Origin of the sequence: Pectinatus sottacetonis (assembly GCF_015732155.1) — a bacterium.
GTDB lineage: Bacteria > Bacillota > Negativicutes > Selenomonadales > Selenomonadaceae > Pectinatus > Pectinatus sottacetonis.
In genome coordinates, this window is the sequence record NZ_WIQK01000001.1 from 624,275 (window position 1) to 635,964 (window position 11,690).

The 11,690-nt window shown below is 35.8% G+C and carries 13 protein-coding genes; 9 read left to right on the forward strand and 4 right to left on the reverse strand.

Going from position 1 to position 11,690, the window contains the following annotated elements:
* Positions 1-70: 70 nt before the first annotated feature.
* Both I6760_RS02910 and I6760_RS02915 read right to left on the reverse strand, forming a co-directional pair.
* Complete coding sequence (locus I6760_RS02910; RefSeq protein WP_196593007.1) at positions 71-724, reverse strand: methionine ABC transporter permease; 654 nt, start codon at positions 722-724, stop codon at positions 71-73.
* Positions 693-1,754, reverse strand: coding sequence for a methionine ABC transporter ATP-binding protein (locus tag I6760_RS02915; protein ID WP_196593008.1), 1,062 nt, complete (start codon positions 1,752-1,754; stop codon positions 693-695). Before I6760_RS02915 ends, I6760_RS02910 begins: the two co-directional genes overlap by 32 nt.
* A gap of 198 nt (positions 1,755-1,952) precedes the next feature.
* Here I6760_RS02915 and I6760_RS02920 point away from each other — a divergent pair, with 198 nt between their 5' ends.
* Positions 1,953-2,348, forward strand: coding sequence for a nitrous oxide-stimulated promoter family protein (locus I6760_RS02920; RefSeq protein WP_196593009.1), 396 nt, complete (start codon positions 1,953-1,955; stop codon positions 2,346-2,348).
* Positions 2,349-2,408: 60 nt separating this feature from the next.
* On the opposite strand, the gene I6760_RS02925 is transcribed toward I6760_RS02920, so the two are convergent.
* Positions 2,409-3,185: an amino acid ABC transporter substrate-binding protein gene (locus tag I6760_RS02925; protein WP_196594738.1), complete on the reverse strand. Its 777-nt coding sequence runs from the start codon at positions 3,183-3,185 to the stop codon at positions 2,409-2,411.
* 216 nt (positions 3,186-3,401) lie between these two features.
* Between I6760_RS02925 and I6760_RS02930 the strand changes: the two genes are divergently transcribed.
* The 3 genes from I6760_RS02930 to I6760_RS02940 all read left to right on the forward strand — a co-directional run bounded on the left by I6760_RS02930 (position 3,402) and on the right by I6760_RS02940 (position 5,364).
* Positions 3,402-3,842, forward strand: a complete 441-nt coding sequence (locus I6760_RS02930) for a hypothetical protein (protein WP_196593010.1) — start codon at positions 3,402-3,404, stop codon at positions 3,840-3,842.
* Positions 3,843-3,942: 100 nt separating this feature from the next.
* The gene (locus tag I6760_RS02935; RefSeq protein WP_196593011.1) at positions 3,943-4,587 is read left to right on the forward strand and encodes an amino acid ABC transporter permease; all 645 of its coding nucleotides are present in this window, start codon (positions 3,943-3,945) and stop codon (positions 4,585-4,587) included.
* Between the two features lie 3 nt (positions 4,588-4,590).
* Positions 4,591-5,364, forward strand: coding sequence for an amino acid ABC transporter ATP-binding protein (locus tag I6760_RS02940; RefSeq protein WP_330997940.1), 774 nt, complete (start codon positions 4,591-4,593; stop codon positions 5,362-5,364).
* Between the two features lie 55 nt (positions 5,365-5,419).
* Here the strand turns inward: I6760_RS02940 and I6760_RS02945 are convergent, their stop codons facing one another.
* A complete protein-coding gene (locus tag I6760_RS02945; RefSeq protein WP_196593012.1) occupies positions 5,420-6,001 on the reverse strand; it encodes a hypothetical protein in 582 nt (193 codons plus the stop codon).
* A 293-nt stretch (positions 6,002-6,294) separates the two neighbouring features.
* Between I6760_RS02945 and I6760_RS02950 the strand changes: the two genes are divergently transcribed.
* The 5 genes from I6760_RS02950 to nrdG all read left to right on the forward strand — a co-directional run bounded on the left by I6760_RS02950 (position 6,295) and on the right by nrdG (position 11,661).
* Positions 6,295-7,599 carry an NCS2 family permease gene (locus tag I6760_RS02950; RefSeq protein ID WP_196593013.1) on the forward strand — a complete coding sequence of 435 codons (1,305 nt, stop codon included), beginning with the start codon at positions 6,295-6,297 and terminating at the stop codon, positions 7,597-7,599.
* Between the two features lie 26 nt (positions 7,600-7,625).
* A complete protein-coding gene (locus I6760_RS02955; protein ID WP_196593014.1) occupies positions 7,626-8,354 on the forward strand; it encodes a glucosaminidase domain-containing protein in 729 nt (242 codons plus the stop codon).
* A 233-nt stretch (positions 8,355-8,587) separates the two neighbouring features.
* Positions 8,588-10,855 (forward strand): anaerobic ribonucleoside triphosphate reductase, encoded by a 2,268-nt coding sequence (locus I6760_RS02960; protein WP_196593015.1) that lies wholly within the window; start codon positions 8,588-8,590, stop codon positions 10,853-10,855.
* Between the two features lie 28 nt (positions 10,856-10,883).
* A complete protein-coding gene (gene nrdD / locus I6760_RS02965) occupies positions 10,884-11,168 on the forward strand; it encodes an anaerobic ribonucleoside-triphosphate reductase (RefSeq protein WP_196593016.1) in 285 nt (94 codons plus the stop codon).
* Positions 11,155-11,661 (forward strand): anaerobic ribonucleoside-triphosphate reductase activating protein, encoded by a 507-nt coding sequence (gene nrdG, locus I6760_RS02970; protein WP_196593017.1) that lies wholly within the window; start codon positions 11,155-11,157, stop codon positions 11,659-11,661. The genes nrdD and nrdG overlap by 14 nt, the downstream gene beginning before the upstream one ends.
* Positions 11,662-11,690: the final 29 nt, after the last annotated feature.

Genomic DNA, 11,690 nt, shown 5'->3' on the forward strand with positions numbered 1-11,690 from the left:
AATCCTCCCCGACAATATAAATATTTTAATATTTATTTTACCTTATGATGTATTGATGTGCAATATATCATTATTTTTTATTTACTTTATCAGCAACATAATTTCCCACCAACTGAACCAACTGAACTAATACAATCAAAATTACTACTGTTATTATCATAATGTCAGGTCTAAACCGTTGATAGCCATAACGAATTGCCAAATCACCAATACCACCGCCACCAATTGTCCCAGCCATGGCAGATGCCCCAATCAAAGCAATACCGACTGTTGTAAGCTGGGAAATGATGCTAGACAATGCTTCCGGCAATAATACACGTCTTATTATTTGCAGCGGTGTCGCTCCCAGTGATAATGCAGCTTCAACTAAACCATAAGGAACTTCCTTTAGAGAATTTTCCACCTGTCTTCCTATAAATGGGATAGCTGCAAGTGTCAAGGGAACCATTGCTGCTGTCGTTCCTATAGATGTGCCAACAATCATTCTCGTAAAAGGAATTATAGCAACCATTAAAATAATAAACGGTACAGAACGCACAGCATTGACTATGACCGCAATAATACGATTGACTATTTTACATTCCAATATCTGATCCTTAGCGGTTGTTACTAATAATATACCTAAGGGAATCCCTATAATACATGCTATAGCCATAGACACACATACCATATAAATTGTCTGCCATAAAGACTTACCTAAAAGTAGTATCATGTCGCTTGACATATCCAATCACCTCTACTTTTAATTTTTGTTGTTTAAGCCAGTCCTTTGCCTCTGTCACTTGCTGTTCTGGTCCCTTAATTCCTATGATCATTCTCCCATAAGGTACCATCTGTATTTGATCCAAATCACCAAATAATATACTAACATCGATATCTCTGTGTCGCCGGATAAGCTTCATTATAACAGGTTCATCAGCTGATTCCCCAATAAATGTAAGTCTCAGCAGTAAATACCCGTTTTCCACTGGTATTTTCGAAACAGGCTGATTTCTAAAAGCACTGGGAAGTTCATCACTGAGCAATACACTGATAAATTCCCGCGTTATTGATTCCTTTGGTTGGGTAAATACTTCTATAACAGTCCCTTTTTCAGCAATTACGCCATGGTCTATAACAGCTACTTTACTACAAATGTCTTTTATAACCTGCATTTCATGCGTTATGATGACCACGGTAATATTCATTTTCTTATTTATTTCACGAATTAAATTTAAAATTGCCTGTGTAGTCTGGGGGTCAAGAGCTGATGTTGCTTCATCACATAAAAGTATTTTAGGATTACTGGCTAAAGCTCTTGCTATACCTACCCGTTGTTTCTGTCCCCCTGAAAGTTGTAAAGGATACTGACCTGCCTTTTCCTCCAGGCCCACCAATTTCAGCAACGGTTGTACTTTTTCTCGTATTACAGTGCTGCTTTCCCCTGACAACTTTAAGGGAAATGCAACATTATCATAAACTGTCGCCGAAGACAATAAATTAAACTGTTGAAATACCATTCCAATATTTTTGCGAACCTGCCGCAGTGACTTATTACTTAATGCAGTCAAGTTCTCCCCATCGACTTCTACACTTCCTGATGTAGGCCTTTCAAGCATATTGATACATCGCACCAAAGTAGATTTGCCTGCCCCTGAAAGTCCTATAATCCCATAAATCTCTCCATCCTCAATTGTTAAACTTACATCCTTGAGTGCTTCTAACGGCCCAGATGGAGTATCGTATACTTTTCTTATATGGGAAAGCTTTATCATATAATTACACTTTCCTTTCTTTTATTAAATATATATTTATTATCATAAAGCCTTCTTACCATCAATGCAATAGAATTACAGCTGTAATTTGCCAATACTGCGTTAAGGTAATACAGCCATTGACTTTAATAGTAATACAACGTAAAATAAATAAGGTTAGCAATAATTTATTTATTTTATAATAAGGATGGAAGCAAAATGGGAATTTTTTCTCGCTTTTTTAATAAGCGTACTAAACAGCCAGCACCTATAAAAAACACTGTACCTGAAGAAAAAAAGGCAATAAGAAAGGCTTTTGGCATATACTGCCACAGTCATCACAATACTAGCGGCAAGGCACTCTGCCCTAAGTGTAATGCCCTTTTAATGACAGCAATGACCAAAATCCAACGCTGTCCTTATGGTATTACTAAGCCACTTTGTCATATATGTGAAACACCATGTTTCGGTCAAAAACAAACAATGGAATTTCGTAAAATAATGAAAAGCTCACAAAGGGGTATGTTCTTCCGTCATCCAATGATGTTTATCAAACAAAAACTCAAAGAATGGGGATTTGCCTATATGAAACAAAAACAAAACCAAAAAAAATAATAAAAATGCTGTACCAAATCTTTTTAAGATTTGGTACAGCATTTTTATTATAGTAACCTATTATTTTGTTATATCCTTACCAAACCACTTTTTAGAAATTTTGGCCATCGTTCCATCTTTTTTCATTTCATTCATTACTTTTTGCACTTCATCGCGAAGTTTCTTATTATCTTTTGCGAAACCTATGCCAAAGCTTGTCATTTTACCAATTATAATATCACGAGCAGCAAATTTATCAGGATGCTTACTCATATAATAGCGGCCTGTTATTTCATCGCCGACAATCGCATCGATGCGTCCATTTTCCAAATCCATAAAGGCAGCTATATAGTCGGGGTAAGCTTTTACTTCTTTCAGGGAATCTTTTAGTGCCTTATCCTTATTTATATTAACTTCACCAGTAGAACCACTTTGTGTTCCTATTATTTTTCCCTTTAAATCAGCCACCGTTTTTATTTTTGAATCTTTTCTTACAAAAACAATCTGCTTATTATCCATATATGGATCACTGAATAACATATTTTCCTTGCGTTTTTCTGTTATATCAAGACCATTCCATAAAACATCAACACGACCACTTTTAAGTTCCGCTTCTTTGCTGGACCAGTCAATAGGTTTAAATTCTACTTTGCGATTAAGACGTTTAGCTGCCTCTTTTGCCAAATCAACATCAAAACCTACGATATTATTATTTTCATCCCTAAATCCCATCGGTGGATAATTATCATCAAGACCGACTACGATTTTACTATTTTTATCACTGCTAGATGATGTAGCCTGCTGTTTTTGTCCACATCCAGCTACTAAAAACAGCATAGAAACAATACACAGGCTCATAATCAAAAATTTCTTCACTAAAAACTCCCCCTAATATAAAATATATAAAAACACTTGATTTATAAAGCTTTACGAGCGATAATTATATTATAGTTTACGTTTTACTTTATTGCAATAAAAAATTACAAAGTGAAATTATGAAAGGAGAGAGAAAATATAAAAAATTTTATTCTCATATTATCTGTCATATTTTTTTGTTTCTTTGCTTATCCTTTGATGACCAGCGCCCAATCTGTTCAGGCATATGATCAACTGCATGATGCCTATTCCATAAGTAGTATTATACATCCTGGACGCAACGATATTACCATTTATACCCAAAAGTTTTTCCCGACAGATGGTTCCCCTATTTATTATACATTTACTGCATATAATAAAAACTGGTATTGTATTTTTAACAACAATTCCACATTAAAATTTATCATAAACGGATATACATTCTTTCCACAGGTACGCTTATTTTCACGTCAAATTAGGTCTTTTCCTAACGATGAAACAGCCCGGCGCTTTGAATTCGTGCTGTCAGATGACATGATAAATAATATCAATCAAGCCCAGAATATAACTATCATCATACCAGAACAAAATATTAATTACAGCTTTACATATCAGCAAATTAAAGAGCTAAAATACATTATTACCAGAACTCATTACTAACAGCTATTTTCCTTTTGTATTTTTCTCATATTTGTTATAGAATAATGAGCAGGCTTTTATTACTCAATAACATCTTAAATCTTATTCTGGGAGTTAATTTATGGAGCACATTGCAAATACTATTATATTGATGCTGGAAGGTACCGAAACTACTTTAAAAATCTTTTGTATTACTTTTATATTATCTATTCCACTTGGTTTATTAGTCTCACTATCAAGACTTTCAAAATTAAAACCGCTAAGTCTATTAATGGAACTATATATATGGATAATGCGCGGTACACCACTCATGCTGCAATTATTATTTGTTTATTTTGCCCTTCCCATGATCGGAATAAAATTATCCGATATAAGTGCTGCTTTACTCGCTTTCACATTAAATTATGCCGCTTATTTTGCTGAAATATTCCGCGCAGGTATCCAGTCTATCAGCCGTGGACAATACGAAGCTGCTAAAACATTAGGCATGAGTTATCCTCAAACCATGCGCCGAATAATTCTTCCTCAGGTAATAAGACGAGTCCTGCCACCGGTAAGCAATGAAACCATCAATCTTGTAAAAGATACTTCATTAATTTATATTTTAGCTATGAATGACTTATTGCGTGTAGCCAGAACAATTGTTCAACGTGAATTCGATATGACTCCCTTTATTGTTGCTGCGGTTTTTTATCTCATTATGACGTTTGTTCTTACTTACATTTTCAATCGTCTTGAAACACACTATGGAAAATACGAGGTATAGTCAATGGTAACTACTAGCAACAATATCATCTGCATGAAAAACATACACAAAAGTTTTAATGGAATTCCTGTACTGAAAGGAATTGATATAACTGTAAAAAAAAGCGAAGTTTTAGCTGTTATTGGGCCTTCTGGCTCAGGTAAATCAACACTTCTGCGCTGTCTTAATAATCTGGAAACCATTGATGATGGTATAATAAAAATAGAAGATGAATTTCTTGTTAAAAGTATTGATAACAGGGCAGTTTATGCTGATAGGAAAACTCAAAAGAATATCTTAAGCCGCATGGGAATGGTATTTCAACAATTTAATCTTTTCCCACATATGACCGTAATTGAAAATCTTCTGGAAGCTCCTATGCATGTAAAAAATATGAAAAAAACAGCCATTCTTCCCATTGCAGAAGATTTGCTGCATAAAATAGGTTTATTTGATAAAAAAGATGCTTATCCCAGCCGCCTATCCGGTGGACAGCAGCAGCGAGTAGCTATTGCCCGTGCTTTATGCATGTCTCCTGATATAATGCTATTTGACGAGCCTACATCTGCCCTTGACCCTGAACTCACTGTAGGGGTTCTGAACACTATGAAACAATTAGCTGATGATCATATGACCATGATCGTGGTTACTCATGAAATGGGTTTTGCCCAGGATGTCGCCAATAAAATAATCTTCATGGCTGACGGTAATATTATTGAACAAGGTGAACCACAGTCATTTTTTAATGCTCCACAAGAAGATCGTACAAGAGCATTTTTGCATAATATGCTTAAATAAAAACTGTCGAACAATGTCCGACAGTTTTTATTATGGAAGAAGTTGCATTCCTATTTCATTTATTTCCATATAATTTTATTATCTCTTTTACCTTCTGCTTTTCTGTTTTTAAGTTTTTTTTCAATTTATCCTTAGTATCTTCCTGTAGATTTGCGGGAGATATTTTTCCTTGCTGTCGTTTTATTAACTCTTGCTTATTTTTCTCCGCATAATCAATTATCGCCTGATAAAAATTTCTATCTAAATTTTTATCAGACATTTTATCAATATTGTCAACACGATTTGACGTTATATCTAATATCGAATTCCAATTTGCATCTAAATAGCTTTGCTGCAAATATGCTACAGTACGTTTTTTAGTGTCTATATGGAGAATTGCCTCAGCACCCCATATCCCCCCTAAAGTACTTACATCTTCATTGTTCCATCGTCTTTTTTGAATTACATCCTGTATTTCTATCCAATCGTACTGTTCTAAAACAGGTACTTCTAAAATATCTGTATTAACAATACCATCGTCACCAACTACATATTTCATTTCCTTTTTGTTAAAATAATAACTTATTCTAGGCGAAGCCTGCACCCATTCATAAATATCTGTTGGAACGGTTTCTGCTGCTGCAAAGGCTCTAGCCATAAATGAGAATATTATTATAAAAAATATTGTTGTCCTGTACACCTCTCTTATATACCTCCTATATTTATTCTTCCTAAATTATACCATAATATTATTTCAGGAAAAACCGTAAATTCTATTTACTTTCAAAAGCTTTTTAATATATAACTAATTTACTACTATTCATATAAAACACCATTACATATTCCAACTTTTTGCCTTGCTTAATTACTTTCATTTTAGTACAATTATATGGCGAAGTATATGGCGAAGATATTCTATATTTTTATTATTCTAAGGAGGTTGATCTTTTAATGTTTTTAAATGACAAATTTAAATTTGCTGAACGCAATACTACTATGTCAACTGAAATCATAGCTGGTATTACTACTTTTGTCACAATGTCTTATATCATCATAGTAAACCCCAGTGTTCTAAATAAAGCCGGTATGGATTTTCATGGTGTATTTATCGCAACTATTCTGGCTTCTATAATCGGAACATTGATAATGGGACTTTTCGCCAATTATCCCATTGCCATTGCTCCCGGCATGGGCATGAATGCCTATTTCTCTTTTGTAATAGTCCTTGGTATGGGTATTCCCTGGCAATCAGCCTTGGGGAGTGTATTTATAGCTTCAGTTATCTTTCTACTGCTATCACTTACAAGTTTTCGACAGGCCCTTATTGAGGCTATTCCTCCTTCCTTAAAAGCCGGTATCAGCGGTGGTATTGGTCTTTTTGTTGCTTTTATTGGCATGCAGAATGCCCATCTGGTTGTTGCTTCCCCGGCAACCATAATAACTTTGGGGAATTTTTCTGAGCCGGTTGCCTATATGTCCATTTTAGGTCTTATAATAACCATTATCCTGCTGGTAAATAATGTTCCAGCTGCTATTTTTCTTGGTATGATAATAACTGCTATAGTTTCATTCTGCATGGGATATATAACTCTTCCCTCTTCAATTTTCAGCCTGCCTACAGGTCTTGGTGCTACTTTTATGCATCTTGACATCTCCGGAGCATTTACGCCTAACCTCTTTGCTATAATATTTACTTTCTTCCTTGTAACCCTATTCGATACAACTGGTACAATGATTGGTATAGCAGAACAAGCCGGTTTGATGAAAAACGGCCATTTTCCCAATGTAAGAAGTGCCCTTTTAGCTGATGCCGTTGCTAGTACCTTTGGTTCTTTATTAGGTACATCACCTACTTCCTCATATATAGAATCAGGCTCTGGTGTTGCTGCTGGAGGCCGGACTGGCTTTACCTCTGTTGTTGTTGCCATTTTATTTTTCTTTATGCTTTTCCTGGCCCCTATTGCCCAGGTATTAGCATCCGTACCAGCAATAACATCACCAGCACTTATTGTTGTCGGGTTCCTAATGATGGGCAGTCTTAATAATATTGACTGGAAAAATATTGAAGAATCCCTTCCAGCTTTTTTTGTTCTTTTCTGGATGCCTTTATCTTATAGTATAACCAACGGTGTCGGTGCTGGATTGATACTCTATCCACTGATTAAGATTTTTCGGGGAAAAATGAGAGAAATCCATCCTCTCCTATATGTTTTCCTTGTTTTATTTATTATCCAGTTCATTATGATGAATCATTAATTATGATATAGGAGGATAAATTTATATTGTTTAAAATAAACTTCATTTCAACAACAGTTTTAACAATTTTTATCTCCCTTTTATCAAGTGCATCCGGTGTTTGTAATGCCAGCCAGTTTAGACATTACAATAATACTATTGCAGTAAAAGTTATCACTGATGAATCACAAGCTCATTCTTTTTCTGATAAGATAAAAAATTTAATTCAAAATTACGATACTGAGCATTCATCCAGTCCAAAAACTAATGCACCTAGTTCTATTCTAGGCAGTGCTACTGCTACACCTGAACAATGTGTGCGTTATTTACTGCGCATCAATCCTAATCCGGAAATTTCAGTTTCCCCGCAAAAACTTGTTTCATATTACTACAAGGAAGGCGATCGTGAAGGCGTTCGTCCCGATATTGCCTTTGCTCAGGCTTTAGTCGAAACAGGTTTTTTCCGTTATGGCGGCACAGTAACACCTGATCAAAACAATTATTGTGGCCTAGGAACTACAAACACACTGGTAAAAGGTGCATACTTTTCTTCGTCTCTGCTGGGCGTACGTGCCCATATACAGCATTTATTGGCCTATGCGTCTAATAAACCACCAAAAGAGCCTATAATAGATCCTCGTTATTCTCTTGTGCGTTCTATTTATAAACACCACACGCTGGATACATGGCAGGATCTAAATGGACGCTGGGCTGTCCCTGGAAATACATATGGACAAAATATATTAAAAATATACCATGCTATATTAAATTCATAGAAAAATTTTCTTTTTTCGTGATAATGCCGCCAGTCATCTTGTTGATTGGCGGCATTATCATTCCAATATTTTCTACTTATAAAAAATTTAAAATCGATAAACATGCTCCAGACAGCGGATGCCGGTTTCTTATTTCAACACAATATATAGTGTGTAAATTGACTTTATGTGGCATATATAGTATAATTTGCCTATTGCAAAATAATAAAAGCTTAAACAAACAGGAGTATGAAATGATACAAAAAGCAATCAATTCTATCAAAAAACGTACCGGTGACATTGTGGCATTCGACGCCCAAAAAATTACTACTGCCATAAAAAAGGCTAATCTTGAATCTGTAGATGAAACATTTTCTCCAGATAACCTGCAGGAATTAACCCAAAGGGTAATAAACGAAATACAGACTTTTAAATTACCTACAGTGGAGCAAATTCAAGATGCAGTCGAACGAGTGCTTATTGCTGCCAATTTAGCCAGTACAGCTAAAGCTTATATTTTATACCGCGCTGAACACACAAAAATTCGTGAAGCCACTATGGATCTCATGGATATCTATAGTGAACTTACTTTCAAAACAGCTAAAGATGCCGATTTAAAACGAGAAAATGCTAATATTGATGCTGATACTGCCATGGGTACTATGCTCAAATATGGTTCAGAAGGCTCAAAATATTTCATTGATAATTACATACTGCCCAAAGACATTGCTGCTGCACATGTTGACGGAGATATTCATATACATGACATGGATTTTTATATGCTCACAGAAACTTGCTGCCAGATAGATTTGCTAAAATTATTCCACAATGGTTTCTCTACCGGACATGGTGCCCTGCGCGAACCTAACGATATACGTTCCTATGCAGCACTTGCCTGTATTGCTATACAAGCAAACCAAAACGAAATGCATGGTGGTCAAGCTGTGCCAAACTTTGACTTTTCTATGGCTCCCGGTGTAGGAAAAACATTTCGCAAACAATATTTTAAAGCTTTGGCTCAATATTTTAATATAGCCTTGGCTATGAATATCAATGATGCTCTGTTGTTAGTAAAAGAAATCGAAAATACACTCTGTTTGAAAATTACCATAGCTGACGTTGATAATTTTGGTCATGCCTTAGTAAATTACCTGCCCCAGCATCAACAAGCACACAATTATCAGACCATATCCTCAAAATTTGCCTCTTTGGCGCATAATTATGCTGTAAAAACAGCATTGAGGGAAACTGATGCCGCTACTTACCAGGCAATGGAAGCTTTTATTCATAACTTAAATACTATGAACTCACGTGCCGGTGCACAAGTCCCTTTTAGCTCAGTTAACTATGGCACCGACACTTCACCAGAAGGCCGTATGGCAATGAAAAATCTTTTATTGGCAACAGAAGCTGGTCTCGGCAATAATGAAACACCTATATTCCCTGTACAGATTTTTAAGGTAAAGGAAGGTATAAACTATAATCCAGGTGACCCCAACTATGATTTATTTCAATTGGCAATAAAAACTTCCGCCAAAAGATTATTTCCTAATTTCAGCTTTATTGATGCTCCTTTCAATAAACAATATTATAAAAAAGGGGATTACAATACAGAAGTTGCTTACATGGGCTGTCGTACGCGCGTTATGGGCAATGTATATGATCCTGCCCATGAAGTTACCTGCGGACGTGGTAATTTAAGTTTTACCAGCATAAATCTGCCCCGCCTGGGTATTGAAGCACATGGCAGCATCCAAAAATTTTATGCTGACCTCGATGGAATGATTGATTTAGTCATACGGCAACTGTTACACAGATTTAAAATCCAAGCTGCAAAATGCGGCCGTAACTATCCTTTTTTAATGGGTGAACATATTTGGCTCGATTCAGAAAAAATCTCTGCTGATGACAAAGTCGGTGATATATTAAAACACGGTACACTTACCATCGGTTTTATTGGGCTGGCCGAAACATTAAAAGCCCTTGTTGGTAAACATCACGGTGAAAGCGAAAAAGCACAAAAACTGGGGCTCGAAATAATTGGTCACATGCGTGACCGCATGGATGAGGCTTCGGCTAGTACTCATTTGAATTTTTCTTTAATTGCCACTCCTGCTGAAGGGTTAAGCGGCCGTTTTGTAAAAATTGATGCTAAACGCTACGGAAAAATTCCCGGTGTAACCGATCGCGAATATTATACTAATTCTTTTCATGTACCAGTTTATTACAATATAAGTGCTTACAAAAAGATTCAGCTTGAAGCCCCTTATCATGCATTAACCAACGGCGGCCACATAAGCTATGTGGAAATGGATGGCGATCCCACTAAAAATCTAAAAGCGTTTGAAACAATAATTCGCTGCATGCATGACAGCGGTATCGGTTATGGCTCTGTAAACCACCCCGTAGATCGTGATCCGATTTGCGGTTATACCGGTATAATCAATGATATATGTCCTAAATGCGGTCGTCGTGAAGAAGAACATATGCACCATATGGTAATTGCCCGAAATAAAATATAATATTAAATTTATAAAGGAGTCTTGTAAAATGTTAGTAAAAGGTATCAAAGTTAATGTAACTGGAATTAATGACTTATCAAAAAACGAAATCATAAGTTATATAAATAAAATAGAAAACTCTTCACCAAAAAAACTCCAGTATCTCAAAATATCCAGTACTATTGATGGCAGCGTTGCTCTTGATTATAAATTTTCCCCTGCAAAATTTGAACGAATCCGCCGTATAACTGGTTACTTAGTAGGCACCACTGATCGTTTTAATAATGCCAAACGCGCGGAAGAACATGATAGGGTAAAACATGGCCTTAATTAAAATAGCTGGCACTGTTAACGATTCAGTAGTTGATGGAGAAGGATATCGTTTTACGATCTTTACTCAGGGGTGCATGCATAATTGTCCCGGCTGTCATAATCCTCAGACACACGATCCCCAAAAAGGTTATATTACAGATACAGATATATTATTTGCCGCTATCAGAAAAAATCCTCTGCTATCAGGCGTAACTTTCAGTGGTGGTGAGCCTTTTATGCAGCCTTCCCCCCTTGCTCTGTTGGCTAGGAAAATACACCAAAATACTGCTCTTAATATAACTACATATACTGGTTATACACTGGAACAGCTACAATCAATGCCTGACAAAAATATAACTGCCCTCTTATATGATACTGATATTCTAATTGACGGTCCATTTATACTTGCACAGCGTGATTTAACTCTTACATTTCGCGGCAGCCGCAATCAACGTATAATTGATATGAATAAGACACGTCAGCAGGGTAAAATAATTTTAAAAATTTATGAATAATTCATATGGATAATTTCATTCAGCAAAAA

Bases quoted from the DNA above. Each gene is read 5' to 3' on its own strand.
- I6760_RS02910 (WP_196593007.1), bottom strand. From the start codon at position 724: ATGTCAAGCGACATGATACTACTTTTAGGTAAGTCTTTATGGCAGACA.
- I6760_RS02915 (WP_196593008.1), bottom strand. From the start codon at position 1,754: ATGATAAAGCTTTCCCATATAAGAAAAGTATACGATACTCCATCTGGG.
- I6760_RS02920 (WP_196593009.1), top strand. From the start codon at position 1,953: ATGGGAATTTTTTCTCGCTTTTTTAATAAGCGTACTAAACAGCCAGCA.
- I6760_RS02925 (WP_196594738.1), bottom strand. From the start codon at position 3,185: ATGAGCCTGTGTATTGTTTCTATGCTGTTTTTAGTAGCTGGATGTGGA.
- I6760_RS02930 (WP_196593010.1), top strand. From the start codon at position 3,402: ATGACCAGCGCCCAATCTGTTCAGGCATATGATCAACTGCATGATGCC.
- I6760_RS02935 (WP_196593011.1), top strand. From the start codon at position 3,943: ATGGAGCACATTGCAAATACTATTATATTGATGCTGGAAGGTACCGAA.
- I6760_RS02940 (WP_330997940.1), top strand. From the start codon at position 4,591: ATGGTAACTACTAGCAACAATATCATCTGCATGAAAAACATACACAAA.
- I6760_RS02945 (WP_196593012.1), bottom strand. From the start codon at position 6,001: ATGGCTAGAGCCTTTGCAGCAGCAGAAACCGTTCCAACAGATATTTAT.
- I6760_RS02950 (WP_196593013.1), top strand. From the start codon at position 6,295: ATGTTTTTAAATGACAAATTTAAATTTGCTGAACGCAATACTACTATG.
- I6760_RS02960 (WP_196593015.1), top strand. From the start codon at position 8,588: ATGATACAAAAAGCAATCAATTCTATCAAAAAACGTACCGGTGACATT.
- nrdD (WP_196593016.1), top strand. From the start codon at position 10,884: ATGTTAGTAAAAGGTATCAAAGTTAATGTAACTGGAATTAATGACTTA.
- nrdG (WP_196593017.1), top strand. From the start codon at position 11,155: ATGGCCTTAATTAAAATAGCTGGCACTGTTAACGATTCAGTAGTTGAT.